Genomic DNA, 26,873 nt, shown 5'->3' with positions numbered 1-26,873 from the left:
GGTGCCGGTCAGTCTGTCACGGCCCCGGGGGCGTCACGCCACGGCGGGTGTCCCCACGGCGCGATCGGGTTGCCGGCCCAGAGCGTCCCGGCGGGGACCTGCTCGCCGCGCATGACGAGGCTCGCCGGTCCGACGGTCGCACCGGGGCCGATGCCGGCGGCGGGCAGGACGACGCCGTGGGGGCCGAGCGTCGACCCCGCGTCGAGGGTGACGGCGTCGAGCTGCATGACGCGGTCGTGGAACAGGTGGGTCTGGACGACGGTGCCGCGGGCGACCGTCGCGCCGTCGCCGATCGTGACGAGGTCCGCCTCGGGCAGCCAGTACGTCTCGCACCACACGCCGCGGCCGATCGTCGCGCCGAGACTCCGCAGCCAGACGGACAGGGCGGGCGTGCCGATGGCCTGCTCGGCGAACCAGGGACGGGCGACGGTCTCGACGAAGGTGTCCTGCACCTCGTTGCGCCAGACGAACGAGGACCACAGCGGGTGCTCGGTCGCGGTGATCCGGCCGACGAAGGCCCACTTCGCCACGGTCGACACGGCCGCAGCCACCGCTCCGGCGACGATGAGCACCGGGCCGGCGAGCAGCACCGTCCACCCGATGCCGACGGTGCTCCAGGACGCCAGGAGCGTCAACGCGACGCCGAGGGCGATGCCGGCGGACACCATCGGGGCGAGCAGACGCAGCAGCTCCCACGCGCCGCGGGCGACCTTGAGGCGGGTCGGCGGCCGGAAGGTGCGCTCCTCGTCGAACTGCGCGGCGGCCCGGCGCAGGCGGACCGGCGGGCTGCCGAGCCAGGACGACCCGCGCTTGGCCTTCTTCGGCACGGCCGAGAGCACCGCGACGAGTGCCTCGCGGGGGACCGAGCGACCGGCACCGGTCATGCCCGAGTTGCCGAGGAACGCCCGACGTCCGACCTTCGAGCGGCCGATCTTCACCCGTCCACCGCCGAGTTCGTACGTGGCGACCATCGTGTCGTCGGCCAGGAACGCACCCGAAGCGATCTGCGTCAGCGCGGGGATGAGCAGCACGGTGGAGATCTCGGTGTCCCGACCGACCTGCGCACCGAGCAGCCGGAGCCACAGCGGCGTGACGAGGCTCGCGTACAGCGGGAACAGCAGCGTCCGGGCGGCGTCGAGGATCCGCTCGGTGCTCCACACCTGCCAGCCGGTCCGGGAGCGCACCGGGTGTCGTCCCTCGACCAGTCCGAGTCCGAGCAGCCGGACCGCGGCGACGACGAGCCCCGCGTACACGACGCCGGCGACGACCGTGCCGAGCGGGACGGCGAACAGGGCTGGACCCACCACGGCGACGAGCGAGTCCGGACGCCCGACCACCGCGGCGACGACGGCGAGCCCGGCGGCGACCCCGACCACGGGGAGCCCGGCGACGGCGACGGAGCCGACCCCGTAGGCGAGCAGCCAGCGTCTCGGGGAGGCGGGGCGCGCCTCCCGGCCGTGGCGTGCCGAGCCGACGCGTCCGGCGGGAGAACCAGCCCATCGTTCGCCGTCGGGGACGGGCCCGGCGACGGCGGAACCGGCCTCGACCTCGGCGCCGTCACCGACGTGGGCGCCGGGCATCAGCGTCGAGCGGCTGTGCACGACCGCGTCCGCTCCGATGTGCACCCGGCCGAGCCGGAAGACGTCGCCGTCCACCCAGTGCCCGGCGAGGTCCACCTCGGGTTCGACCGAGGCCCGCTTGCCGATCGTGAGCATGCCGGTCACGGGCGGCAGCGTGTGCAGGTCGACGCCGCGACCGACGGTCGCGCCGAGTGCCCGGGCGTAGTAACTGATCCACGGCGCGCCCGCCGTGGAGGGACCGTCCACCGCCTCGGCGATCCGCTCGGCGAGCCAGACCCGAACGTGCACCGATCCACCACGGGGATGGTCGCCCGGACGGACGCCGGCCAGCAGCAGACGGGCCGCGACGACCGTGAGCGTCATCTTGCCCGCGGGGCTGACGAACAGCAGGAGACCGACCACGAGCGCCGGCCAGGGCAGCACGGGCAGGAACGGCATGGTCGTGGCGTGCAGGACCTGTGCGACCAGCGCCGTCCAGCTGAGCAGCCGCAGTCCGCGGAGCACCTGGAGCGGCAGCCCGAGGAGGGTCAGCAGCGCACCGGTCGCGGGCGGGACCGGCACGACGTCACGGCGGACCGCGGCGACCGGACCGGACTCGTCCAGCGCGTCCGCCAGTGCACCGATGCGGGGATGGTCGTACACGTCGGCGACGGTCGTCGTCGGGTACCGCTCGCGGATCGCGGAGACCAGCTGCGCAGCGGTCAACGAGCCGCCACCGTGCGCGAAGAAGTCGTCGTCGACGTCCGCGACGGGCACGCCGAGGATCCCGGACCACCGTTCGGCGATCCACGCGACGGTCGGCGGCAGGCCGGTGCCGGTCACACCCTCGAGCGGCCAGGGGAGGGCCGCTCGGTCGACCTTGCCCGACGTGCGCGTCGGCAGGACGTCGACCACGGCCAGGAGCGGCACGAGCGCGGCGGGCAGCTCCTGTCGCAGTCGCTCGTTCGCCGCGGCCGTGTCGATGGACGCGCCGGCGACCGGTGCCACGTACCCGACGAGCACCTGGTTGCCGGCAGGGGTCCGCTGCACCACGGCAGCACCACCCGCGACTCCGTCGAGCGCCTGGAGCGCGGCGTCGATCTCGCCGAGTTCGATGCGCCGCCCACCGAGCTTCACCTGGTCGTCCGCACGACCCTGGAAGACGAGCCCCTCCGGGTCGTAGCGGACCAGGTCGCCGGACCGGTACGCCCGCGCCCACCCGAGGGTCGGGAACGGCGCGTACTTCTCCGCGTCCTTCGCCGGGTCGAGGTAACGGCCGAGCCCGACACCCCCGATGACGAGCTCACCCACCTGCCCCGGCGCGACCCGCTGCCCCTCGGCGTCCACGACGGCCAGGTCCCACCCGTCGAGCGGCAGCCCGATCCGGATCGGGGTGCTGCCGTCGAGCAGGGCCCCGCACGCGACGACCGTGGCCTCGGTCGGTCCGTAGGTGTTCCAGACCTCCCGGTCCCGCGACGCGATGCGGGCGGCGAGCTCGGGCGGGCACGCCTCACCGCCGAAGACCACCAGACGCACGGACTCCAACGCGTCGTCCGGCCACAGCGCCGCGAGCGTCGGGACCGTCGACACGACGGTGATCCCGTGCGCGATGAGCCACGGCCCGAGGTCCACACCGCTCTTCACCAACGACCGGGGCGCCGGGACCAGGCAGGCGCCGTGCCCCCAGGCCAGCCACATCTCCTCACACGACGCGTCGAACGCGACACTGAGCCCGGCGAGCACCCGGTCCGCCGGACCGAGCGGAGCGGCCTGCAGGAACATCCGCGCCTCGGCGTCGACGAACGCGGCAGCGGAGCGGTGGGTGACGGCGACGCCCTTCGGCACCCCCGTGGACCCGGAGGTGAAGATGACCCACGCGTCGTCGTCGGTGGTCGGGGGTTCGGCGCTCGCCGTGGGGTCGGTGACCGGCAGGGCTGCGCCGTCGCGGTCGCGGAGCACCCCGCCGGCCCCGATGACGCCGACGACACCGGCCTCACCGAAGACGAGGGTCGCGCGTTCCTCGGGGTCGTCGGCGTCGACGGGGACGTAGGCGGCACCGGCGGCGAGGACGGCGAGGATCGAGAGCGAGAGGTCGCGGCCGCCGGAGGGGATGCGGATGCCGACCCGGTCGCCGCGGCGGACGCCGTGCCGTGCCAGGTCGTCGGCGCCCTCGTGCACGAGGGCGACGAGCGCGCGGTAGTCGAGCGGCCCCTCGGGCGTCTCGAGGGCCAGGGCGTCAGGGTGCGTCCCGGCGGTGGCGGCGAGGACGTCGAGCAGGGTCCTGGCGGGTGCCGCGAGGCTGCCCCGGTCGAGTTCCCGCTGCGTGGAGTGCGTCACGCCGCGTGATCCTAGAGCCCCGAGGTGTCCTCCTCGGAAACAGCGGTGACGCTCACACGTCGGAGTCGCCACGACGAGGTGCGTCCCTCGTCGGAGTCGTCACGACGAGGTGCGTGAACCTGTCGGAGTCACCACGACGAGGCGCGTCACCCTGTCGGAGTCGTCACGACGAGGTGTGTCACCCTGTCGGAGTCACCATGACGAGCTGCATCGACCCACCGGGGTCACCATGACGAGGTGCGCCGACCCACCGGGGTCACCACGACGAGGTGCGCCGACCCACCGGAGTCACCACGACGAGGCGCGCCGACCCACCGGGGTCACCACGGGGGATCAGTCGGCGAAGCCGACATCGCGCGCTGCCGACCGAGCGAAGCGAGGACGTCAGCTTGCGCGGGAATTTCACTGTGCCCCCAGGAGGATTCGAACCTCCGCCCCTGCCTCCGGAGGGCAGTGCTCTATCCCCTGAGCTATGGGGGCCCGGGGTGTCATCAACCGTAGCAGGTCCGAACCGCGCCCCCGTACGCGTGTCCAGCCTCCCGGCCTGCTGCGCCGGACGGGACGCCCTGCCGGACAGGAGGCCGGGGCACGGCCCGCCCCGTGCCTCCCGTCCGACGGCGGCCCACCGGGCGGTCCGATCAGGGAGTCGGGGACCCACTCGGGGCCGTGGTGTCGGGCGCGACCGCTGCCCGGACCGCGTCGACGACGGGCTGCGCGGTGCCGGGTTCGGTGTAGAGGGAGGACGAGGTGTGGATCCAGGAGTGGTCGGCGAAGGCGTCGGCGCGGCCGGTCCTGCCGGCGAGGCTGAAGTAGCCCTCGACCGTGTAGGTGGGGACGGAACCACCCTGTTCGAAGAGGGCGTCCTCGAGTTGCGTCAGCTGCTCCTGCGGCAGGTGGGCGACGGCGACGGTCACGGTCACGCTGTCGTCGGTGGTGGACCGCCAGGTGCAGACCCGACCGTCCTGAGCGGCGATCTGGGCGACCGGGGAGCCCTTCGTGGGTTCCGGGGACCGGACGCGGTCGAACCGCTGCCCGTAGACGCTGAACGTGTCGGCGGGCACGAGCTCGTCGCAGGTCTGCGTCACGGGTCGTCCCACGACGCCCGCGGTCGCCGAGGCGGAGGCGGTCGTGCTGTCGCCGTCGCCACCGGAGCAGCCGGCGAGGACGAGGGCGGCGGGGACGACGAGGGCGGCGATGCTGATCGCCCGGAGGCTGCGGGAGGTCATGACGCACCATCCTGCTGCATGGTGCACAGCGTGGTCCGGGTGCTGCCTGGGTGTCCCGGTAGACTCGTCCGCCGTGACTCCTGCCGAACTCTCCGAAGCGTACCTGTCGATCCTCACGGGCATCGTCGAGCGACGAGGTGCTGCCGACACGGTGACGATCGAGGACTCGCACGTGGCTCTGGAGCGTCCGAAGAACCGGGCGCACGGCGACTGGGCGTCGAACGCGGCGATGCAGCTCGCGAAGCGCCTGGGCACGAACCCGCGGGAGCTGGCCACGGAGATCGCCGGCGAGCTGACGGAGCTCGACGGTGTGGCGTCGGTGGACGTCGCGGGTCCGGGCTTCATCAACATCACGCTCGAGGCCGCCGCGGCGGGCGAGGTCGCGCGCACCGTCGTCGACCAGGGCGAGTCCTTCGGCCACGGTGACCTGTACGACGGGGTGCGGATCGACCTGGAGTTCGTCTCGGCGAACCCGACCGGCCCGATCCACATGGGCGGGGTCCGCTGGGCTGCGGTGGGCGACAGCCTGGCCCGCGTGTTCCAGGCGCAGGGTGGTCTGGTCACCCGCGAGTACTACTTCAACGACCACGGCAACCAGATCGACCGGTTCGCCCGGTCGCTGCTGGCGTCCGCGCTCGGCGAGCCGACGCCCGAGGACGGCTACGGCGGCGCCTACATCGGCGAGATCGCGGCCCGGGTGCTCGCGACGCTCGAGCCGGGGCTCGACGTGACGGACCTGCCGCGCGACGAGGCGCAGGAGCTGTTCCGGCGCGAGGGCGTCGAGTTCATGTTCACGGACATCAAGCGCTCCCTGCACGACTTCGGGGTGGACTTCGACGTCTACTTCCACGAGAACTCCCTGCACGAGTCGAAGGCCGTCGACCGCGCCATCGCCCGACTGCAGGAGCAGGGCCGGATGTACGAGGCCGACGGCGCACTGTGGCTCCGCACCACGGACTTCGGCGACGACCGCGACCGTGTGGTCATCAAGTCGGACGGCGAGCCCGCGTACATCGCCGGTGACCTGGCCTACTACCTCGACAAGCGCGAGCGCGGCTTCGAGCGCAACCTGATCATGCTCGGCGCGGACCACCACGGCTACGTCGGTCGGATGATGGCGATGTGCGCTGCGTTCGGGGACGAGCCGGGCAAGAACCTCGAGATCCTCATCGGTCAGCTGGTGAACCTGCTCAAGGACGGCCAGCCGCTCCGGATGTCGAAGCGCAACGGCACCGTCGTCACGATGGAGGACCTCGTGGACGCGGTGGGTGTCGACGCCGGTCGGTACGCCCTCGTCCGGTTCGCGAGCGACACCGCGATCGACATCGACCTCGACCTGCTCACCAAGCGGACGAACGACAACCCCGTCTTCTACGTGCAGTACGCCCACGCCCGCACGCAATCCGTCGCGCGGAACGCCGCGGCATCAGGTGTCGACCGGTCGGTGTTCGACGCGTCGCTGCTCACGCACGAGTCGGAGAGCTCGCTCCTCGGTGCCCTCGCCGAGTACCCGCGCGTGCTGCGTCGGGCCGCCGAGCTCCGCGAACCGCACCGCATCGCGCGCTTCATCGAGCAGCTCGCCGGGCTGTACCACCGCTGGTACGACTCCTGCCGCGTCACCCCGCTGGGCGACGAGCCGGTGACCGACCTGCACCGCACCCGCCTGTGGCTGAACGACGCCACCGGGCAGGTCGTCCGCAACGGTCTCGGGCTGCTCGGCGTCAGCGCGCCCGACCGGATGTAGTCGTGTCGACCGCAGCAGCGCCGGCAGCGGGCCGACGCCCGAAGCGCCGCGGCCGGACGGTCGCGATCGTGCTGGTCGTCGTCCTCGTGGTCCTCGCCGTGCTCGTCGTGGTGGCGGAGTTCGTGCTCCGCGGCGTGGTGGATCGGACGGTCGCGTCGCAGGTCGAGCAGTCGCTGCCGGACGGCACGACGGGAACGGTCGACGCCCACGTGCCGGGGGTCGTCATCCCGCAGCTGCTCCGCGGCACGCTCGACGACGTCCGGATCACGTCGGACCGACTCACGGTGGAGGGCATCCCGCTCGCCGCCGACGTCACGGCGCACGACCTGCCGGTGGACGGCAAGGGGGCGGTGCACGACGTCGACGGCACCGTCCGGCTCGCTTCCGGTGCGGTGAAGGACCTGGCGAAGTACTCGCCCCTCTTCGAGCGGGTCCGCCTGATCAACGGTGGGGTCGAGCTGCGGGGGAGTGCCTCGGTGCTCGGCTTCCGGATCGGCTACGCGGCGGACGGTTCGGTCACGGCGCAGTCCGACGGGCGCGGGGTGACGATCACGCCGAAGACGGTGCGGATCACGAACTCCTCGCTGGGGCTCGACGTCGACGACATCCCCGGCGTCTCGGACGTCCCGGTGCCGGTGTGCACGGCGCAGTTCCTGCCGGAGCAGCTCCGGGTGCGCTCGCTCCGGGTGACCTCGGCGGCGGCGACGGTCCGGATCACGGCCGACGAACTGCCCCTCAACGAGGCGGGCCTCCGCACCACCGGTCGCTGCTGACCGGGCGCGTGGTGCCGTGTCCGACGGCCGTCCACAGGCGGCGTCACATGGCCGGGAGGGACGCCCCGGCCGGATAGGATCGGGTCCCGTGAGCGAGAACCCCCTTGCGCCGCCGCGACTGCGGTACCCGGCGGACGCCTCCGAACTGGTGGACCGGATCTGGCCCGCGTCCGCGACCCGTACCGACGAGGGCATGCTCGCGATCGGTGGAGTCGCTGCTGACGCGCTGGTCGAGCGCTTCGGTTCTCCTCTCTACGTCGTCGACGAGCGTGACGTGCAGTCGCGTGCCGTCCGCGTGCGGGACGCCTTCACCGACGCGTTCACCCGGATCGGTACGCGGGCACACGTCTACTACGCGGCGAAGGCCTTCTGGACGACGCACGTCGCGCGCTGGATGGCCGACGCGGACCTCCGGCTCGACGTCTGCACGATGGGCGAACTCGCCGTCGGACTGGCCGCGGGCGTCGACCCGGCACGGATGGGCTTCCACGGCAACGACAAGTCGGACTCCGAGATCGAGCGCGCCGTCGCGGTCGGCCTCGGCACGATCGTGCTCGACAGCCACGAGGAGATCGGCCGCGTCGCCCGGATCGCCGCCGACGCCGGGGTGACGCAGCGGGTCCGCATCCGGATCAACAGCGGCGTGCACGCCTCGACACACGAGTTCCTCGCCACCGCGCGGGAAGACCAGAAGTTCGGCATCCCGCTGTCCGAGGCGGTACAGGCGGCGACCGCCGTCCGTGCCGAGCCCTCGCTCGCCTTCGTCGGGCTGCACTCCCACATCGGATCGCAGATCTTCGACGACAGCGGGTTCCGCGAGGCCGCCCGTCGGCTCATGGACGTGCACGCCATGCTCGTCGAGTCGGGTCCTGTGCCGGAGCTCAACCTCGGCGGCGGCTGGGGGATCGACTACACCGAGGCCGACTCCGCCCTCGAACCCGAGGACGTCGCCGACGCCCTGGCCGCGATCATCGCGGACGAGTGCTCGTCCCGAGGCATCCCGGTGCCCGAGATCGCCGTGGAGCCCGGCCGGTACATCGTCGGCCCACCCGGCGTCACGCTCTACCGCGTCGGCACGATCAAGCCCGTCACGGTCGACTCCGAGGACGGATTCGCCGCGACGCGCACCTACGTCTCGGTGGACGGCGGGATGAGCGACAACGTCCGGCCGGCGCTCTACGGAGCCGACTACACGGCGCGGCTCGCGCGGACCTCGGACGCGGACCCGGTGCTCACCCGGGTGGTGGGCAAGCACTGCGAGAGCGGTGACGTCGTCGTCCACGACGAGTACCTGCCCGGCGACGTGCACCGCGACGACCTGCTCGCCGTGGCGGCGACCGGTGCCTACTGCTGGAGCCTCGCGAGCAACTACAACCACGTCGGCCGTCCGCCGGTCGTCGCAGTCGCCGACGGGGCAGCCCGTATCCTCGTGCGGGGCGAGAGCGTCGACGACCTCCTCGCCCGCGACACGGGCGTCGTGCCGGTACCCGACACCGGTACGGACGCCTGAGAACCCGACCCGGAGAGACCCCCACCAGATGATCGAATACCGCAACGTCCGCGTCGCACTGCTCGGAGCCGGCTCGGTCGGCTCCCAGGTCGCACGACTCCTGCTCGAGCACGGACCGGAGCTCGCCACGCGTGCCGGCGCCGGCCTCGAACTCGTCGGGATCGCCGTGCGCGACGTCGACGCCCAGCGGGACGTCGACCTGCCGCGGGGGCTGTTCACGACGGACGCCGGTTCGCTCATCCTCGGCGCCGACATCGTCGTCGAACTCATCGGGGGGATCGAGCCCGCCCGCACGCTCGTGCTGCAGGCGCTGCAGTCCGGTGCGGACGTCGTCACCGGCAACAAGGCGCTGCTCGCCACCCATGGTCCGGAGCTCTTCGCCGCTGCCGAGCAGGTCGGCGCGCAGCTCTACTACGAGGCCGCCGTCGCCGGGGCGATCCCGATCATCCGACCGCTGCACGACTCGCTCGCGGGTGACCGCATCGAGCGCATCATGGGCATCGTGAACGGCACGACGAACTTCATCCTCGACCTGATGGACCGCGAGGGCGCGACGTTCGAGGACGCCCTGGCCACCGCGACGGAGCTCGGGTACGCCGAGGCCGACCCGACCGCGGACATCGAGGGCTACGACGCCGCGCAGAAGGCCGCGATCCTGGCCTCGATCGCATTCCACACCTCGGTCCCGCTCGCCGCCGTGCACCGCGAGGGCATCACCTCGGTCACGATCGAGCAGGTCCGCGCCGCCCGCAAGGCCGGCTACGTCGTGAAGATCCTCGCCACGTGCGAGCGTCTCACCGACGCCGACGGCCGCGAAGGCGTCAGCGCCCGTGTCTACCCGGCACTGGTGCCGGAGTCGCACCCGCTGGCCAGCGTCCACGGCGCGAAGAACGCGGTGTTCGTCGAGGCCGAGGCCGCCGGTGACCTCATGTTCTACGGCGCCGGAGCCGGCGGGGTCGAGACGGCGTCCGCGGTCCTGGGCGACCTGGTGTCCGCGGCCCGACGGCACGTGATCGGCGGCCCGGGTGTCGCCGAGTCGACGCGGTCCGCGCTGCCGGTGTTCCCGATCGGAACCGTCCGCACCCGCTACCAGATCTCCCTGCACGTGTCGGACGCACCCGGTGTGCTCTCGACCGTCGCCGGAGTGCTCGCGGCCCACGGCGTCAGCGTCGAGACCGTCGAGCAGACCACCACGGGCGCCACCGAGGGGACCGCGACGCTCGTCATCGGCACGCACCTGGCGCGCGAAGCCGACCTGGCCGACACCGTGGCCGCACTCCGCGGCGAGGACGTCGTCCTGGACGTGACCAGCGTCCTGCGGTTCGTCGGCGCCTGACGCCGGCACGCGCCTCCCGACAGACCCATCCACACCGATCCACCGGACAGAGAGAGAAGCCTGATGGCCCACCAGTGGCAGGGAGTCCTGCGCGAGTACGCCGACCGACTCGACGTGACCGACGCGACCCCGATCGTGACGCTCGGTGAGGGCGGGACCCCGCTGATCCCGGCGCGTCGACTCTCCGAGCGCACCGGCGCGACCGTGTACGTGAAGTACGAGGGCATGAACCCCACCGGCTCCTTCAAGGACCGCGGCATGACCATGGCGATCTCGAAGGCCGTCGAGCACGGCGCGAAGGCCGTCATCTGCGCCTCGACCGGCAACACCAGCGCCTCGGCCGCAGCGTACGCGACGCACGCCGGGATCACCGCCGCCGTGCTCGTGCCCGAGGGCAAGATCGCGATGGGCAAGCTCAGCCAGGCGGTCGCCCACGACGCCCAGCTGCTGCAGGTGCAGGGCAACTTCGACGACTGCCTGGACATCGCGCGCGACCTGTCCGCCAACTACCCGGTGCACCTGGTCAACTCGGTGAACAACGACCGCATCGAGGGGCAGAAGACCGCCGCCTTCGAGGTCGTCGACGTCCTCGGCGACGCGCCGGACTTCCACTTCCTGCCGGTCGGCAACGCCGGCAACTACACGGCGTACTCCCGCGGCTACCGCGAGGACGTGGCCTCGGGCCGCTCCACCAAGATGCCGCGCATGTTCGGCTTCCAGGCGGCGGGCTCGGCCCCGATCGTGCACGGCGAGGTCGTCCGGCACCCGGAGACGATCGCCTCCGCCATCCGCATCGGCAACCCGGCGTCGTGGAAGTACGCGCTGGAGGCCCGTGACGAGACCGACGGCTACTTCGGCGCAATCTCGGACGAGGCGATCCTGGCGGCGCACCACCTGCTGTCCGCCGAGGTCGGCGTGTTCGTCGAGCCCGCTTCGGCCATCGGCGTCGCCGGGCTCCTCGAGCGCTCCGACGCGGGCGTCATCCCGAAGGGGGCGACGGTCGTCATCACGGTGACCGGTCACGGACTCAAGGACCCGCAGTGGGCACTCCGCACCCAGGACGGTGGCGAGGTCGCGCCGACGAGCGTCCCCGTCGACACCGCGGCGATCGCCGACGTGCTCGGACTGGTCAGCGCGCGGTGAACGCCGACCGCTCGTCCGGACCGGGGGAGGGCATGACCGCCCACGACGCTGTACCGGCCGGACGGGCGGTGCGCGTGCGCGTCCCGGCGACGTCGGCGAACCTCGGACCCGGCTTCGACTCCCTCGGGCTGGCGCTCTCCCTCTACGACGAGGTCGTCGTCCGCGTCCGCTCGGAGCCCGGCGCGACCGTCACCATCGACGGTGTCGGCGCGGGCGAGGTCCCGACGGACGACACGAACCTGGTCGTCCGGGCCGTCCGCCGAGGCCTCGAGCACGCCGGGGTCGCGCAGCCGGGGCTCGAGCTGCACGCCACGAACGCCATCCCGCACGGACGCGGCATGGGGTCCTCGGCAGCGGCGATCGTCGCCGGGCTGATGGCGGCTCGTGGCCTGCTCGAGGGCATGGTCGACCTGGACGCCGCGACCCTGCTCACCCTCGCGACCGAGATGGAGGGGCACCCGGACAACGTCGCCCCGGCCCTGTTCGGCGGCCTGACGATCGCGTGGATGACCTCGGACGGTCCGGCACACAAGCGGCTGCTCGTGCACCGCGGTGTCTCGCCGGTCGTGTTCGTGCCGACGTCGACGCTCTCGACGAAGCTCGCTCGCTCCCTGCAGCCGATGACGGTGCCGCACGAGGACGCGGCCTTCAACGTCTCCCGGTCGGCGCTGCTCGTCGCGGCACTCATCCAGAGCCCGGAACTGCTCCTCGCCGCGACCGAGGACCGGCTCCACCAGGCCTACCGGGCGAGCGCGATGCCGGAGACCGACGCCCTCATCGGCCTGCTCCGGCAGCACGGTCTGGCCGCCGTCGTCTCGGGTGCCGGACCGAGCCTCCTGGTCATGGGCAGTGATCCGGCACAGCGTCTCGACGCCGCGGAACTGGTCGAGCGACACGCCGAATCCACCTGGCGCCCGCTCATGCTGGCCGTCGATCTGGGTGGTGCTACAGTGAAAGCGCTCCCGACGCTCGAAGCCGATCTCGCGCAGGCCTCGACCATCCACGGTCGACCGCCAGCCTGATCCGGTGCGTGGGGCACTCTCTCCAGATCACCGTTCTTGGCCAGATCACCGTTCCCGGTCCGTCGTCTGAACGACGGCCGTTGCACGCTGCCACGGGACCGGTGGAAACTCTCCGCGTTCTGCGGTCGGAAGGAACAACAGCATCGTGACCGACGTCACCACCTCCACCTCGGTGGAGATCCCCACTGACCTGCGCACGCTCCGTCTCCCGGAGCTCCAGCGCATCGCTTCGTCCCTCGGCATCACCGGGCTCTCGAAGCTCCGCAAGGGCGACCTGATCGCGTCGATCGAGGACAAGCGACCGGCCGAGGCGTCTGCCTCGGAGACGCCGGTCCTCGACGGCGCCGGCACCGGCACCCCGGCTGCCGAGGTCGCACCGGCAGCCGCCGAGGCGCCCGTCACGCAGGTCGACACCGCGCAGGCTCCGGCCGCGCAGGCCTCCGAGGCCCCCGCCGAGTCCGCACCGCGCGGCCGTCGCAGCCGCCGCGTCACCTCGGGAGGCACGGTCACCGCCGAGCCGACCGCCGCGGTCTCGCACACCAACGCCGGGCACACCGGCACCGAGGACCTCCTCGCCGGTCTCGACCAGGTCCGTGCCGAGAAGGACGCCCAGGAAGCCGCCCAGAGTGGCCAGCGTCGTGGACGCGGACGCGACCGTCAGGCGCAGCAGGCCGACACGCAGGAGTCACGCGGTGCCACCGCCGAGACCCAGGTCCCGGTCGCGGACGCCGTCGAGCAGGGCGACCAGGACGCCGTCCAGGACGACGCCCGCCAGGACGAGGGCCAGCAGAACGACCAGGCCGACCAGGGCGACCAGTCCGAGGGCGGCGCCCGTCGAGGCCGGCGCAGCCGTGGCCGCGGTCGTGGCCGCGGACAGAACGCCGAGCAGGCCGACCAGGGCGAGCAGAAGCCCGCCCAGCAGCAGGCCGAGCCCGAGCAGAAGCCGGCCCAGCAGCAGAACGGCAAGCAGCAGAACGGCCAGCAGAAGCAGCAGGACCAGCGCGACGCGCAGCGCGATCAGAAGCAGCAGGACCAGAAGCAGCCGGAACAGCAGCGTGGCGAGCAGCAGCGCGCCGCAGAGCAGGAAGCCGAGAACGGGCGCACCCGCCGGCAGCGTGACCGCAAGCGCGGTCGCGGCGGCCAGAACGACGAGTTCGAGCCCGAGGTCACCGAGGACGACGTCCTCATCCCGATCGCTGGTATCCTCGACGTGCTCGACAACTACGCCTTCGTCCGCACCACGGGCTACCTGCCGGGGCCGGAGGACGTCTACGTCTCCCTCGGCCAGGTGAAGAAGTACCACCTGCGCAAGGGCGACGCTGTCGTCGGCGCGATCAAGCAGCCGCGTGACAACGAGCAGCAGAGCCGTCAGAAGTACAACGCACTGGTCAAGATCGACACGATCAACGGCCAGACCGCCGACGAGGCCGCCGCCCGCGTCGACTTCCAGGACCTCACTCCGCTGTACCCGAACGAGCGTCTGCGCCTCGAGACCGAGCCGGCGAAGCTGTCGACGCGGATCATCGACCTCGTGTCGCCGATCGGCAAGGGCCAGCGCGGCCTGATCGTCTCCCCGCCGAAGGCTGGCAAGACCGTCGTCCTGCAGGCGATCGCGAACGCCGTCTCGAAGAACAACCCGGAGGCGCACCTCATGGTCGTCCTGGTGGACGAGCGTCCCGAAGAGGTCACCGACATGCAGCGCACCGTGAAGGGCGAGGTCATCGCTTCGACCTTCGACCGACCGGCCGAGGACCACACCACGGTCGCCGAGCTCGCCATCGAGCGTGCCAAGCGCCTGGTGGAGCTCGGCCACGACGTCGTCGTGCTGCTCGACTCGATCACCCGTCTGGGCCGGGCGTACAACCTCGCCACCCCGCCGTCGGGCCGCGTGCTCTCCGGTGGCGTGGACTCGGCTGCGCTCTACCCGGTCAAGCGCTTCTTCGGCGCCGCCCGCAACATCGAGAACGGCGGCTCGCTGACCATCCTCGCCACCGCCCTCGTCGAGACCGGGTCGAAGATGGACGAGGTGATCTTCGAGGAGTTCAAGGGCACCGGCAACATGGAGCTCCGCCTCAACCGTCACCTGGCCGACAAGCGGATCTTCCCCGCCGTCGACATCAACGCCTCCGGGACCCGTCGGGAGGAGCAGTTGCTCTCCGCCGACGAGGTCGCGATCACGTGGCGCCTCCGTCGTGCCCTCGCCGGGCTCGACCCGCAGCAGGCGCTCGACGTGGTGCTGCGGAACCTCAGGGAGACGCAGTCGAACGTCGAGTTCCTGGTCCAGATCCAGAAGTCGGTGCCGGCGACCAGCGGTCACCACGGCAACGGCCACCAGGAGTAACGCGTGTTCGAGTCGGTGGCAGGGCTGCTGGCGGAACACGAGGAACTGACGCAGCAGCTGTCGGACCCCGCGCTCCACGCCGACCCGGCCCGTGCGAAGAAGGTCAACCGGCGCTACGCCGAACTCAGCCAGATCAAGGCCGCGTACGAAGCCTGGCAGGCGGCGGGGGACGACCTCGCCGCCGCCCGGGAACTCGCGCGTGAGGACGAGGCGTTCGCGGAAGAGGTCCCCGGGCTCGAGGGGCAGCTGGCCGAACGCCAGGAGCGCCTCCGCCGGCTCCTCATCCCGCGCGACCCGGACGACGGCCGTGACGTGATCATGGAGATCAAGGGCGGCGAGGGTGGCGAGGAATCGGCGCTGTTCGCGGCCGACCTGCTCCGGATGTACTCGCACTACGCCGAGGGCAAGGGCTGGAAGGTCGAGCTCCTCGAGCGCACCGAGTCCGACCTCGGCGGGTACAAGGACGTCCAGGTCGCGATCAAGTCGAACACGACGGACCCGTCCCAGGGCGTGTGGGCGCACCTCAAGTACGAGGGCGGTGTGCACCGTGTGCAGCGGGTGCCGCAGACCGAGTCGCAGGGTCGCATCCACACCTCGACCACGGGGGTGCTCGTCTTCCCCGAGGTCGACGAGCCCGAAGAGGTCGAGATCAACCAGAACGACCTGAAGATCGACGTGTACCGGTCGTCCGGTCCGGGTGGGCAGTCCGTCAACACGACGGACTCCGCGGTGCGCATCACGCACCTCCCGACGGGCATCACGGTCGCGATGCAGAACGAGAAGTCGCAGCTGCAGAACAGGGAGGCGGGGATGCGCGTCCTGCGTGCCCGGATCCTCGCGCGCCAGCAGGAGGAGCTCGACGCCCTGGCCTCGGACGCGCGCAAGTCGCAGATCCGCGGGATGGACCGTTCGGAGCGCATCCGGACGTACAACTTCCCGGAGAACCGGATCGCGGACCACCGCACCGGCTACAAGGCGTACGACCTCGACCGCGTCATGAACGGTGCGCTCGAGCCGGTCATCCAGTCCGCCATCTCGGCGGACGAAGAGGCTCGACTGGCTGCCATCGGCGACCAGGACGCCTGAGCGGCGTGGACCTCCCGCAGCCGACGTTCGCCGCGGACCGCCTCCTGCGTGAGGCGGTCGCGGCGCTGTCGGCAGCGGGTGTGCCCACGCCGCAGGTCGACGCCGAGCTGCTGCTGGCGTGGGCGACCGACACCTCCCGAGGCGCGGTGCAGGCCCGGGCGCTGACCGGGGGAGCGATCGCCGCCGAGCACGTCGAACGCTTCCGGCACGCGGTGGCGCGACGTGTCACCCGCGAACCACTGCAGCACGTCACCGGCGAAGCCCACTTCCGCGCGCTCACCCTGTCCGTCGGACCGGGGGTGTTCGTGCCGCGACCCGAGACCGAGTCGGTCGTGCAGTTCGGCATCGACGCGCTCCGCGCCACCGCGCTCCCGGAGCCGATCGCGGTCGACCTCGGCGCCGGGAGCGGTGCGATCGCCATCGCCATGGACACCGAGGTCCCGAACGCCGTCGTGTACGCCGTCGAGCGGTCGGCCGAGGCCCTGCCGTGGACCCGCCGCAACGTGGACGCCCACGGCGGAACCGTGCGACTCGTCGAGGGCGACCTCGCCGATGCGTTCCCAGAGCTCGACGGACAGGTCTCGGTCGTCGTGTCGAACCCCCCGTACGTCCCGGACGACGCGGTGCCGATCGACCCCGAGGTCCGCGACCACGACCCGGCACTCGCGCTCTACGGCGGACCCGACGGCCTCGACGCCGTGCGGGCACTGACCGAGACCGCCTGGCGGTTGCTCGTGCCCGGTGGTCTCCTCGTGGTCGAGCACGCCGAACAGCAGGGTGCCGGAGTCCGAGCGGTCCTCGCAGCGCGCGGCTTCCGATCACCGGAGACGCACGTCGACCTCACCGGGCGCGACCGGACGACCACCGCGACGCGCTAGGCGGACGCGGGTCGGGCCTCCCGGTCGGCGGTCAGGCGGGGGCCGGCTGAGCGTTCGTCGGGACGGGCGTGGTCTCGTGCGCCGCGACGAAGGTCCGAACCGCGTGCCGCAGGTCCGTGTCGTGCTCGACCAGGACGGCTGTGATGCCGACACTCCGAGCGCCGGCGACGTTCTCCGGCATGTCGTCGGCGAAGAACGTCCGCTCCGCGGGGACGCCGTGGTGCTCGAGCACCCGGCGGAAGACGTCCTGCTCGGGCTTGCGCGCACCGAAGTTGCTCGACGTGTCCAGGTGTTCGCCGAACAGCGGAGGCAGGGACGGCACCCACTCGTGCAGCCAGCGTCCGGCCAACGGGCCGTTGTTCGTGAGGAGCGCCACCCGGCCGTGCTCCTTGGCGATCCGGACCGCTTCGAGCCGGTCGGGAAGCTCGGTCATCGCGGCGCCCCGGACCCGGGCCCACTCGGCCTCGTCGACGTCGCAGCCCATGGCCTCCTGGAAGGCGGCCAGGTACTCGTCGCCGTCCGCGAAGTGCCCCGCCTCGGCACGTTGCTCGCTGCCGGTGTCCCACCAGCGGCGCCGGAGCTCGACGAAGTCGTGTCCCGTCAGCTCGGAGAGTCCGGCCATGCGGGTCTTCCAGTCGTAGCGGACGAGGACGTCGTCCATGTCGAAGAGGAACAGGAGTGGGGGCGCGGGCGTCTCGTTCACGATGCCCCCCATCCTCGCGCACTATCATCGTGCAGGTCATGGCTTCCCGATACGACTGCTCCGACCCCGACGGGCTCCTCACCGGGATGCGGCTCGCCCGAGCCGCCCTCGGTCGCGGTGAACTCGTCGTCGTCCCCACCGACACCGTGTACGGCGTCGCCGCGGACGCGTTCAGCGCGCAGGCCGTGCAGCGCCTCCTGGACGCGAAGGGCCGGACGCGTCAATCCCCGCCGCCCGTGCTCATCCCGGGCGTGGCGACGATGGACGCCCTCGCCAGCGAGGTCCCCGAAGCGGTGCGACGACTCGTCGACGAGTTCTGGCCCGGCGGTCTCACCGTCATCCTCCGCGCGCAGCCGTCCCTCGACTGGGACCTCGGCGAGACGCGCGGCACCGTGGCGCTCCGGATGCCGGACTCGCGCATCGCGCTCGAGCTCCTGCAGGAAGTGGGACCGCTCGCAGTGTCGTCCGCGAACTCGACCGGTGACCCCGCCGCGATGGACATCGACGACGCCGAACGGATGCTCGGCGACAGCATCGCGGTGTACCTCGACGGAGGCGCGATCCCCGTGCACGAGGGCACCGCCTCCTCGACCGGCTCCACTATCGTCGACGCCACCGGCTTGGCCGCGGGCGACGGCCTGCGGATCGTGCGCCACGGCGTGATCTCCGACGACGAGATCAGGCGGGTCGTCGGGGACGACCTCGTGCGGTGAAGTTCTACCTGCTCGCGGGGGTCATCTCGGCGGTCGTGAGCTTCCTGGTGAGCTGGCTCGTCTGGAAGCTCGGCATCAAGTACAGGTGGTACCCGAAGGTCCGCGAACGGGACGTGCACCGCACCCCGACGCCGAGGCTCGGCGGCATCGCGATGTTCCTCGGCGTGATCGTGTCGCTGCTCTGCGCGTGGTTCCTCTTCCCGGCGATCGCCGGGCAGGACTACTTCCGGCTCGTCTTCGCGGAGCCGGGGCGAGTGCTGGCGGTCCTCGCCGGGGCGACGATCATCGTGGTGCTCGGCGTCGCGGACGACATCTGGGACCTCGACTGGATGACGAAGCTCGCGGGCCAGATCATCGCCGCCGGCATCCTCGCGTGGCAGGGCGTCGCGATCGTCTCACTGCCGATCGGCAACACGCTCGGCGTCGGCTCGTCCTACATGAGCCTGATCTTCACGGTGCTCGCCGTCGTCCTGGTGATGAACGCGGTCAACTTCATCGACGGCCTGGACGGTCTGGTCGCCGGCGTCGCGATCATCGCAGGTGGGGTGTTCTTCCTCTACACGTTCTTCATCAACCGCGTGGTGGTCGAGACGGAGTTCTTCTTCAACCTGCCGTCGCTGCTGACCGCGGTGCTGGTCGGTGCCTGTGCCGGGTTCCTCGTGCTCAACTGGCACCCCGCGAAGCTGTTCATGGGTGACGCCGGCGCACTGCTCGTCGGGTTCCTGATGGCCACCAGCGCGGTGTCGATCACGGGCAACATCGACCCGGCCGCCGTGCGCACCCGCACCGACCTGCTGCCGGCGTTCATCCCGATCCTGCTGCCCTTCGCGATCCTCGTCGTGCCGATCCTGGACTTCGCCCTCGCCGTGGTCCGGCGCGTCAGTGCCGGCAAGTCACCCTTCTCCGCCGACCGGAAGCACCTGCACCACCGCCTGCTGGACATGGGGCACTCGCACTTCCACGCGGTGCTGGTCTTCTACGCGTGGACGGCGACCGTCGCGTTCGGCTGCCTGCTGTTCCTCTTCGTCAACTGGTGGTGGGTCACGGCCTTCGTCGCCGTCGGCTTCACGGTGTGCGCCATCGCCACGTTCGCGCCGCTCGGACGCAAGCGCGTGGAGATCGCCGCGCAGACGACCGCCCGGAACGGGGGAGCGGTGGACGCCAGTCTCGACCCGTTGGACCGCGCCGCCTCAACTCGTGACGCACCCACCCGCCCCTCGTCCCACCCGATCTCTGGAGACCCCTCGTGACCACCCCGAACGGCCTCGACCACGTCCGGCCGGTGTTCCGCCGCATCCTCCTGCAGGGCGCGGTCCTCGCCGGTGCCCTCGCCATCGTCGGGGGTGTCGTCGGCTGGTTCGTCGCGGGCGGCCCCGGTCTGACCGGCGGGCTGATCGGTGCGGTGATGAGCGTCGTGTTCTGCGGGCTCACCGCGGTCAGCGTGCTCCTGGCGATCCGGTTCTCCGGTGGTCAGATGATCTCCGGCGCCTTCTTCGGCACGATCATGGGCACCTTCCTGGTGAAGTTCGTCCTGTTCATCGTCGTGCTCGTGGCACTCAAGGACCGCGACTGGGTCAACACGCCCGTCCTCGCGATCGCGATCATCATCGGGGTGATCGGTTCGCTCGTGATCGACGTCACCGTCATCGCACGGGCGCGCGTCCCGATCGGCGTCAGCCTGCCGGGAGACCGAACGGATGCTGAGGATCACGGCCCCGCTGCCTGAGAGCCCGAGAAGCCGCACACACCTGATAGGCTTCGGGAGCCCGCTGCCGGAGCATGAGCTCGGACGGGCAAGCCTCCACATCAGTCCACCTCCGCGTGCCATGCGTGCGCGCCCCGACACAGGAGACAGCGCTGCTATCCCACGCTCTTCCCCTGTCCCTCATCGCTGCGGGTAACCCCGTCGCGGCGGGGAGCAGCAAGGCCGCCGAGTTCCATGGTCCGTCGATCAACGAGTTCTTCCCGGACCCGATCTTCTTCGCCGGTACTGCGTTCGAGATGGACCGCATCGTCCTCATCCGCTTCTTCGCGGTGGCCGTGCTCCTCGTCTTCGCGTTCGCCGGAACCCGCGCGCTCAAGCTGGTCCCCAACCGTGGACAGGCATTCATCGAGTACGCCTTCGACGTCGTCCGTCGGAACACCTTCGACAACCTGGGTGAGAAGGACGGCAAGCGTTTCCTGCCGCTCCTCGCGACGATCTTCTTCGGCGTCCTGTTCATGAACCTCACGGGACTCGTCCCGTTCATGAACATCGCCGGTACCAGCCGCATCGCGATGCCGATGATCCTCGCGATCGTCGCCTACGTCGCGTTCATCTACGCCGGCCTCCGCAAGCACCCGGGCACGTTCCTCCGGAACTCGCTCTTCCCGCCCGGGGTGCCGTGGCCGCTGTACATCATCGTGACGCCGATCGAGATCGTGTCGACCTTCGTGCTCCGTCCGATCACGCTGACGCTGCGACTCCTGATGAACATGGTCGTCGGGCACCTGCTCCTCGTCCTGTTCTTCTCGGCGACCTGGTTCTTCTTCTTCGACACGGAGAGCCTCTTCAAGTTGTTCGGTGTCGGGACGCTCGCGTTCGGCATCGCCTTCAGCTTCTTCGAAGTCCTCGTCGGCTTGCTCCAGGCGTACGTCTTCATGCTGCTGACGGCCGTCTACATCCAGCTCGCGCTGGCTGACGAGCACTGACACCCTTCTGACCCCCTACGGGACCGACACTCGTCGGACCCGCACTTCGAAAGGAAAACACGTGGACGCAACGACCGTTCTCGCGGAGATCAACGGCAACATCGCGACGGTTGGCTACGGCCTCGCTGCGATCGGCCCGGCCATCGGCGTCGGCATCGTCGTCGGCAAGACCATCGAGTCCGTGGCCCGCCAGCCCGAACTCCAGGGTCGCCTCACCACCCTCATGTACATCGGTATCGCCTTCACCGAGGCCCTTGCCTTCATCGGCATCGCGACGTACTTCATCTTCACCGCCCAGTAAGGCATCTCGATGCAGACTGCACTCATCATCGCGGCGGAGGAGACCCACAATCCGCTGATCCCACCGGTGTACGACATCGTGTGGTCCGCGGTGGCCTTCGTCATCATCTTCATCGTGATGTGGCGTGTCGTCACGCCGCGGATCACGAAGATGCTCGATGAGCGCACCGAGGCCATCGAAGGCGGCATCAAGAAGGCCGAAGCCGCCCAGGAACAGGCCGCTGCTGCGCTCGACGAGTACAACAAGCAGCTGGCTGATGCGCGCGCCGAGGCATCGCGCATCCGTGAGCAGGCCCGCGCCGACGCCACTGCGATCGGCAACGAGGTCCGCGAGCAGGCCAGCGCCGACGCCGCACGCATCACCGCGAACGCCCAGGCGCAGATCGAGGCAGAGCGCCAGAGCGCGCTCCAGTCGCTCCGCTCCGAGGTCGGCACGCTCGCACTCGGCCTCGCGTCGGGTGTCATCGGCGAGTCCCTCCAGGACGACGCCAAGGCGACCGCCGTCGTCGACCGCTTCCTCGCCGACCTCGAGTCGTCGCAGGGTGCCCAGACGTCGGCCGGAACGGAGCACTGAGCATGCGCAGCGCCACCCGTGAAGCGATGACGTCCACCAGGGCGGTGCTCGCCGACCTCGGCAGTGCCGTCGACCTGGGCGTCGGAGCACAGATCTTCGCCTCCGGGCGAGCGATCGCCCGGGCGCCGCAGCTGCTCAACCTGCTCGCCGACCCGACAGCCGACACCGCGGGCAAGAAGGTCCTCATCGACCGGGTCTTCGCCGGACAGAGCGACGCCACGCGCGCCGTCCTGGCCGCCGTAGCCGGTTCGCGCTGGTCGTCGCAGGGTGACCTGCTCGCCGGCATCGAGGACGCAGCGGTCCGCGCCGTGGCCGCGACGGCCGACCAGTCGACCTCGATCGAGGCCGAGCTGTTCGCCTTCGAGACCGCGGTCCGTTCGGACGCCGGACTCGAGCTCGCGCTCGGGACCAAGCTCGGCAGCGCCGACCAGAAGGGCTCCCTCGCGGAGCGTCTGCTGGCCGGCAAAGTGTCGCAGCAGACGATCACCATCGTGTCGAACCTCGTGCAGCAGCCCCGCGGCCGCCGCATCGGCGAGATCGTGCGTGACGCCTCCCGGATCGTCGCGGACCAGGCGGACAAGCTCGTCGCCACGGTCATCACGGCGACGCCGCTGTCCGACGACCAGGCGGCTCGTGTCGCCCGGGGGATCGCGCAGCGCTACGGACGGGACATCACCGTGAACCGCGTCGTCGACCCCTCGGTCATCGGCGGGGTCCGCGTGCAGGTCGGCGGCGACGTCATCGACGGCACCGTCGCGACGCGGCTCGCAGACCTCCGTCTGCAACTCGCCGGCTGAGCGTACGGTCGGACTCGTCCCTCCAAGTCCACAACGGGAACTGCCCCGCCCGGCAGCATCACCCTCTCGGAGCCGAAGGGCCCCGGAAACCAACAAGGAAAATCCCATGGCAGACATCACCATCAGCCCCGATGAGATCCGTGATGCCCTGAAGGACTTCGTCTCGAACTACGAGCCGACGAAGGCCTCCACGGCCGAGGTCGGGCACGTCACCGACGCCGGTGACGGCATCGCCCACGTCGAAGGCCTCCCCGGCGTCATGGCCAACGAGCTGATCCGCTTCCAGGACGGCACGCTCGGCCTCGCCCAGAACCTCGACGAGGACTCGATCGGTGCCATCGTGCTCGGTGAGTTCTCCGGCGTCGAAGAGGGCCAGGAAGTCACCCGCACGGGTGAGGTCCTCTCGGCCCCGGTCGGCGACGCGTTCCTCGGCCGGGTGGTCGACCCGCTCGGCGCCCCGATCGACGGTCTCGGCGAGATCGCCGCCGAGGGTCGTCGTGCCCTCGAGCTGCAGGCGCCGGGCGTCATGTCCCGCAAGTCGGTCCACGAGCCGATGCAGACCGGCATCAAGGCGATCGACGCGATGATCCCCGTCGGCCGCGGCCAGCGTCAGCTGATCATCGGTGACCGCCAGACCGGCAAGACGGCCATCGCGATCGACACGATCATCAACCAGAAGGCCAACTGGGACTCGGGTGACGAGAACAAGCAGGTCCGCTGCATCTACGTCGCCATCGGTCAGAAGGGCTCCACGATCGCCTCCGTCAAGGGTGCGCTCGAGGACGCCGGCGCGATGGAGTACACGACCATCGTCGCCGCTCCGGCCTCTGACCCGGCCGGCTTCAAGTACCTGGCCCCCTACACGGGCTCGGCCATCGGCCAGCACTGGATGTACCAGGGCAAGCACGTCCTGATCATCTTCGACGACCTGTCGAAGCAGGCCGAGGCCTACCGTGCGGTGTCGCTCCTCCTGCGTCGTCCGCCGGGACGCGAGGCCTACCCGGGTGACGTCTTCTACCTGCACTCCCGTCTGCTGGAGCGTTGCGCGAAGCTGTCGGACGAGCTCGGCGCCGGATCGATGACGGGCCTCCCGATCATCGAGACCAAGGCGAACGACGTCTCGGCGTACATCCCGACCAACGTGATCTCGATCACCGACGGCCAGATCTTCCTGCAGTCGGACCTCTTCAACGCGAACCAGCGTCCGGCTGTCGACGTGGGCATCTCGGTGTCCCGCGTCGGTGGTGACGCCCAGGTGAAGTCGATCAAGAAGGTCTCCGGCACGCTGAAGCTCGAACTGGCGCAGTACCGCTCGCTCGAGGCGTTCGCGATGTTCGCGTCCGACCTCGACCAGGCGTCGCGTCGTCAGCTCGACCGTGGTGCCCGCCTGACCGAGCTGCTCAAGCAGCCGCAGTACTCGCCGTACCCGGTGGAGGAGCAGGTCGTCTCGATCTGGGCCGGCACCAACGGCAAGCTCGACACGGTCCCCGTGCCGGACGTGCTGCGCTTCGAGTCCGAGCTGCTCGACCACCTGCGTCGCAACTCCGACGTGCTCACGACCCTGCGCGAGACGAACCAGCTCAGCGACGACACCGTCGCCGAGATGTCGAAGCAGATCGACGAGTTCACGAAGAGCTTCCAGACGAGCGACGGCAAGACGCTCGGCTCGGAGCAGTTCGACGCCGCGGACTCCGAGGACGTCGACCAGGAGCAGATCGTCAAGGGTCGTCGCTAGATGGCAGCGCAGGTCCGGGTCTACCGTCAGCGGATCAAGTCCGCGAAGACCACGAAGAAGGTCACGCGCGCCATGGAGCTGATCTCGGCGTCGCGGATCCAGAAGGCGCAAGCCCGCATGGCCGCGTCCGGTCCGTACTCCCGTGCGGTGACCCGGGCCGTGTCGGCCGTGGCGACGTTCTCGAACGTCGACCACGTGCTGACCACCGAGCCGGCGACGTCGACCCGCGCGGCCGTGGTGCTGTTCACCTCGGACCGCGGTCTCAACGGCGCGTTCAGCACCAACGTCCTGAAGCAGGGCGAGGAGCTCGCCTCCCTGCTCCGCAGCGAGGGCAAGGACATCGTGTACTACCTGGTCGGGCGCAAGTCCGTCGGGTACTTCACGTTCCGTGAGCGCGCGTCGGAGCAGCAGTGGGTCGGCAACACCGACCAGCCGGAGTTCTCGACCGCCAAGGAGATCGGCGACGCCGTCGTGGCGAAGTTCCTGCAGGACACCGCAGAGGGCGGCGTGGACGAGATCCACATCGTCTTCAACCGGTTCCTCAGCCTCGCCACGCAGGAGCCGCAGGTCGTCCGCCTGCTGCCGCTCGAGGTCGTGGACGGAGTGGACGAGCCCCAGGGCGACGAGCCGCTCCCGCTCTACGAGTTCGAGCCGGACGCCGACGCGGTGCTCGACTCGCTGCTCCCGGTCTACATCGAGAGCCGCATCTTCAACGCCATGCTGCAGTCGGCTGCTTCCGAGCACGCCGCCCGTCAGAAGGCCATGAAGGCGGCGAGCGACAACGCCGACTCCCTGATCCGTGACTTCACCCGTCTCGCGAACAACGCGCGACAGGCCGAGATCACGCAGCAGATCTCCGAGATCGTCGGCGGCGCCGACGCCCTCTCGTCGAAGAAGAAGTAGTCCGCCGCGTGCGCGGACAGACACCCACCCCAGGAAGGCACCAGCCATGACCGACACCGCAACCACCGCGGTCGAGACGTCGTCGGCGCCCGGTGTCGGCCGGATCGCCCGTGTCACGGGTCCCGTCGTCGACATCGAGTTCCCGCATGACGCGATCCCGGAGATGTACAACCTCCTGTTCACGACCATCACCATCGGTGAGTCGTCGCAGGAGATCGGCCTCGAGGTCGCGCAGCACCTCGGCGACGACCTCGTCCGTGCCATCTCCCTGAAGCCGACCGACGGCCTCGTCCGTGGTCAGGAAGTCCGTGACTCGGGCGCTCCGATCTCGGTCCCCGTCGGCGACGTCACCAAGGGCAAGGTCTTCGACGTCCTCGGCAACGTCCTGAACTCGGACGAGAAGCTCGAGATCACCGAGCGCTGGCCGATCCACCGCAAGGCACCGGCCTTCGACCAGCTCGAGTCCAAGACCTCGATGTTCGAGACCGGCATCAAGTCGATCGACCTCCTCACCCCGTACGTGCAGGGTGGCAAGATCGGCCTCTTCGGTGGTGCGGGCGTGGGCAAGACCGTCCTCATCCAGGAGATGATCCAGCGCGTCGCGCAGGACCACGGCGGTGTGTCGGTGTTCGCCGGTGTCGGTGAGCGCACCCGTGAGGGCAACGACCTCATCGGTGAGATGGAAGAGGCAGGGGTCTTCGACAAGACGGCCCTCGTGTTCGGCCAGATGGACGAGCCGCCGGGGACGCGCCTCCGTGTCGCCCTGTCGGCGCTGACGATGGCGGAGTACTTCCGCGACGTGCAGAAGCAGGACGTCCTGCTCTTCATCGACAACATCTTCCGCTTCACGCAGGCCGGTTCCGAGGTCTCCACGCTGCTCGGTCGCATGCCGTCCGCGGTGGGCTACCAGCCGAACCTCGCTGACGAGATGGGTGTGCTCCAGGAGCGCATCACCTCGACGCGTGGCCACTCGATCACCTCGCTGCAGGCGATCTACGTGCCGGCTGACGACTACACCGACCCGGCACCGGCGACCACGTTCGCCCACCTCGACGCCACCACGGAGCTCTCCCGCGAGATCGCGTCGCAGGGTCTCTACCCGGCCATCGACCCGCTGACCTCCACGTCGCGGATCATGGACCCCCGGTACCTGGGCGCCGACCACTACGAGACCGCCACGCGCGTCAAGCAGATCCTCCAGAAGAACAAGGAGCTGCAGGAGATCATCGCCATCCTCGGTGTCGACGAGCTCTCCGAAGAGGACAAGATCACGGTGGAGCGCGCCCGTCGCATCCAGCAGTTCCTGTCCCAGAACACCTACATGGCGAAGAAGTTCACCGGTGTCGAGGGCTCCACGGTGCCCCTCAAGGACACCATCGAGTCCTTCCGTGCCATCGCCGATGGCGAGTTCGACCACGTCGCGACGCAGGCGTTCTTCAACGTCGGTGGCATCAACGACGTGGAAGAGAAGTGGGCTCAGATCCAGAAGGAGAACCGCTGAG

The 26,873-nt window shown here is 70.4% G+C and carries 22 protein-coding genes and 1 tRNA gene; 19 read left to right on the top strand and 4 right to left on the bottom strand.

Annotation, left to right across the window (positions count from 1 at the left end; translation table 11 throughout):
* Positions 1-8: 8 nt before the first annotated feature.
* From DEJ31_RS02155 to DEJ31_RS02145, 3 genes are all read right to left on the bottom strand, one after another.
* Positions 9-3,896, bottom strand: coding sequence for a Pls/PosA family non-ribosomal peptide synthetase (locus tag DEJ31_RS02155; RefSeq protein ID WP_258366082.1), 3,888 nt, complete (start codon positions 3,894-3,896; stop codon positions 9-11).
* 408 nt (positions 3,897-4,304) lie between these two features.
* Positions 4,305-4,376, bottom strand: a tRNA-Arg gene (locus DEJ31_RS02150).
* 158 nt (positions 4,377-4,534) lie between these two features.
* Positions 4,535-5,122, bottom strand: a complete 588-nt coding sequence (locus DEJ31_RS02145) for a hypothetical protein (RefSeq protein ID WP_111121087.1) — start codon at positions 5,120-5,122, stop codon at positions 4,535-4,537.
* Between the two features lie 73 nt (positions 5,123-5,195).
* Between DEJ31_RS02145 and argS the strand changes: the two genes are divergently transcribed.
* The 9 genes from argS to prmC all read left to right on the top strand — a co-directional run bounded on the left by argS (position 5,196) and on the right by prmC (position 16,955).
* Positions 5,196-6,866: an arginine--tRNA ligase gene (argS, locus tag DEJ31_RS02140; RefSeq protein WP_111121086.1), complete on the top strand. Its 1,671-nt coding sequence runs from the start codon at positions 5,196-5,198 to the stop codon at positions 6,864-6,866.
* 2 nt (positions 6,867-6,868) lie between these two features.
* Positions 6,869-7,639 carry an LmeA family phospholipid-binding protein gene (locus DEJ31_RS17045; RefSeq protein WP_181421443.1) on the top strand — a complete coding sequence of 257 codons (771 nt, stop codon included), beginning with the start codon at positions 6,869-6,871 and terminating at the stop codon, positions 7,637-7,639.
* A gap of 88 nt (positions 7,640-7,727) precedes the next feature.
* Positions 7,728-9,149, top strand: coding sequence for a diaminopimelate decarboxylase (lysA, locus tag DEJ31_RS02130; protein ID WP_111121085.1), 1,422 nt, complete (start codon positions 7,728-7,730; stop codon positions 9,147-9,149).
* A 28-nt stretch (positions 9,150-9,177) separates the two neighbouring features.
* Positions 9,178-10,485, top strand: coding sequence for a homoserine dehydrogenase (locus DEJ31_RS02125; protein WP_111121084.1), 1,308 nt, complete (start codon positions 9,178-9,180; stop codon positions 10,483-10,485).
* A 63-nt stretch (positions 10,486-10,548) separates the two neighbouring features.
* The gene (gene thrC / locus DEJ31_RS02120; protein ID WP_110902134.1) at positions 10,549-11,628 is read left to right on the top strand and encodes a threonine synthase; all 1,080 of its coding nucleotides are present in this window, start codon (positions 10,549-10,551) and stop codon (positions 11,626-11,628) included.
* A gap of 32 nt (positions 11,629-11,660) precedes the next feature.
* Positions 11,661-12,650: a homoserine kinase gene (gene thrB, locus DEJ31_RS02115; protein ID WP_111121186.1), complete on the top strand. Its 990-nt coding sequence runs from the start codon at positions 11,661-11,663 to the stop codon at positions 12,648-12,650.
* Between the two features lie 145 nt (positions 12,651-12,795).
* Entirely contained in the window at positions 12,796-14,991 is a 2,196-nt protein-coding gene (gene rho / locus DEJ31_RS02110; protein WP_111121083.1) for a transcription termination factor Rho, read from the top strand.
* Positions 14,992-14,994: 3 nt separating this feature from the next.
* Complete coding sequence (gene prfA / locus DEJ31_RS02105) at positions 14,995-16,077, top strand: peptide chain release factor 1 (protein WP_110902136.1); 1,083 nt, start codon at positions 14,995-14,997, stop codon at positions 16,075-16,077.
* Between the two features lie 5 nt (positions 16,078-16,082).
* Positions 16,083-16,955 carry a peptide chain release factor N(5)-glutamine methyltransferase gene (prmC, locus tag DEJ31_RS02100; RefSeq protein WP_111121082.1) on the top strand — a complete coding sequence of 291 codons (873 nt, stop codon included), beginning with the start codon at positions 16,083-16,085 and terminating at the stop codon, positions 16,953-16,955.
* A gap of 31 nt (positions 16,956-16,986) precedes the next feature.
* Here the strand turns inward: prmC and DEJ31_RS02095 are convergent, their stop codons facing one another.
* A complete protein-coding gene (locus DEJ31_RS02095) occupies positions 16,987-17,658 on the bottom strand; it encodes an HAD family phosphatase (RefSeq protein WP_258366080.1) in 672 nt (223 codons plus the stop codon).
* A gap of 38 nt (positions 17,659-17,696) precedes the next feature.
* Here DEJ31_RS02095 and DEJ31_RS02090 point away from each other — a divergent pair, with 38 nt between their 5' ends.
* The 10 genes from DEJ31_RS02090 to atpD all read left to right on the top strand — a co-directional run bounded on the left by DEJ31_RS02090 (position 17,697) and on the right by atpD (position 26,872).
* Complete coding sequence (locus tag DEJ31_RS02090) at positions 17,697-18,371, top strand: L-threonylcarbamoyladenylate synthase (protein ID WP_111121185.1); 675 nt, start codon at positions 17,697-17,699, stop codon at positions 18,369-18,371.
* A complete protein-coding gene (locus DEJ31_RS02085) occupies positions 18,368-19,621 on the top strand; it encodes an MraY family glycosyltransferase (protein ID WP_111121080.1) in 1,254 nt (417 codons plus the stop codon). The genes DEJ31_RS02090 and DEJ31_RS02085 overlap by 4 nt, the downstream gene beginning before the upstream one ends.
* Positions 19,618-20,097 (top strand): hypothetical protein, encoded by a 480-nt coding sequence (locus DEJ31_RS02080; protein WP_111121079.1) that lies wholly within the window; start codon positions 19,618-19,620, stop codon positions 20,095-20,097. The genes DEJ31_RS02085 and DEJ31_RS02080 overlap by 4 nt, the downstream gene beginning before the upstream one ends.
* A gap of 104 nt (positions 20,098-20,201) precedes the next feature.
* The gene (gene atpB / locus DEJ31_RS02075; RefSeq protein ID WP_181421444.1) at positions 20,202-21,062 is read left to right on the top strand and encodes a F0F1 ATP synthase subunit A; all 861 of its coding nucleotides are present in this window, start codon (positions 20,202-20,204) and stop codon (positions 21,060-21,062) included.
* 61 nt (positions 21,063-21,123) lie between these two features.
* Positions 21,124-21,363: an ATP synthase F0 subunit C gene (atpE, locus tag DEJ31_RS02070; RefSeq protein ID WP_110825114.1), complete on the top strand. Its 240-nt coding sequence runs from the start codon at positions 21,124-21,126 to the stop codon at positions 21,361-21,363.
* A gap of 9 nt (positions 21,364-21,372) precedes the next feature.
* Positions 21,373-21,936 carry a F0F1 ATP synthase subunit B gene (locus DEJ31_RS02065; RefSeq protein ID WP_110902141.1) on the top strand — a complete coding sequence of 188 codons (564 nt, stop codon included), beginning with the start codon at positions 21,373-21,375 and terminating at the stop codon, positions 21,934-21,936.
* 2 nt (positions 21,937-21,938) lie between these two features.
* The gene (locus DEJ31_RS02060) at positions 21,939-22,733 is read left to right on the top strand and encodes a F0F1 ATP synthase subunit delta (protein WP_110902142.1); all 795 of its coding nucleotides are present in this window, start codon (positions 21,939-21,941) and stop codon (positions 22,731-22,733) included.
* Positions 22,734-22,839: 106 nt separating this feature from the next.
* Entirely contained in the window at positions 22,840-24,468 is a 1,629-nt protein-coding gene (atpA, locus tag DEJ31_RS02055; protein WP_110902143.1) for a F0F1 ATP synthase subunit alpha, read from the top strand.
* Entirely contained in the window at positions 24,469-25,371 is a 903-nt protein-coding gene (locus DEJ31_RS02050) for a F0F1 ATP synthase subunit gamma (protein ID WP_111043790.1), read from the top strand.
* A 46-nt stretch (positions 25,372-25,417) separates the two neighbouring features.
* On the top strand, positions 25,418-26,872 hold the full coding sequence (atpD, locus tag DEJ31_RS02045) for a F0F1 ATP synthase subunit beta (protein WP_111121078.1): 1,455 nt from the start codon (positions 25,418-25,420) through the stop codon (positions 26,870-26,872).
* Position 26,873: the final 1 nt, after the last annotated feature.

It is taken from the genome of Curtobacterium sp. MCPF17_031 (genome assembly GCF_003234035.1).
In the GTDB taxonomy this organism is placed as follows: Bacteria; Actinomycetota; Actinomycetes; order Actinomycetales; family Microbacteriaceae; genus Curtobacterium.
Note: the sequence above shows the minus strand (reverse complement) of the source record. Positions and strands in the feature narration are given on the sequence as shown.

Excerpts from the sequence above, each read along its gene's own strand:
- DEJ31_RS02125 (WP_111121084.1), top strand. The coding sequence starts at position 9,178 with ATGATCGAATACCGCAACGTCCGCGTCGCACTGCTCGGAGCCGGCTCG.
- DEJ31_RS02050 (WP_111043790.1), top strand. The coding sequence starts at position 24,469 with ATGGCAGCGCAGGTCCGGGTCTACCGTCAGCGGATCAAGTCCGCGAAG.
- atpA (WP_110902143.1), top strand. The coding sequence starts at position 22,840 with ATGGCAGACATCACCATCAGCCCCGATGAGATCCGTGATGCCCTGAAG.
- atpD (WP_111121078.1), top strand. The coding sequence starts at position 25,418 with ATGACCGACACCGCAACCACCGCGGTCGAGACGTCGTCGGCGCCCGGT.
- DEJ31_RS02090 (WP_111121185.1), top strand. The coding sequence starts at position 17,697 with ATGGCTTCCCGATACGACTGCTCCGACCCCGACGGGCTCCTCACCGGG.
- thrC (WP_110902134.1), top strand. The coding sequence starts at position 10,549 with ATGGCCCACCAGTGGCAGGGAGTCCTGCGCGAGTACGCCGACCGACTC.
- thrB (WP_111121186.1), top strand. The coding sequence starts at position 11,661 with ATGACCGCCCACGACGCTGTACCGGCCGGACGGGCGGTGCGCGTGCGC.
- DEJ31_RS02060 (WP_110902142.1), top strand. The coding sequence starts at position 21,939 with ATGCGCAGCGCCACCCGTGAAGCGATGACGTCCACCAGGGCGGTGCTC.
- DEJ31_RS02065 (WP_110902141.1), top strand. The coding sequence starts at position 21,373 with ATGCAGACTGCACTCATCATCGCGGCGGAGGAGACCCACAATCCGCTG.
- DEJ31_RS02145 (WP_111121087.1), bottom strand. The coding sequence starts at position 5,122 with ATGACCTCCCGCAGCCTCCGGGCGATCAGCATCGCCGCCCTCGTCGTC.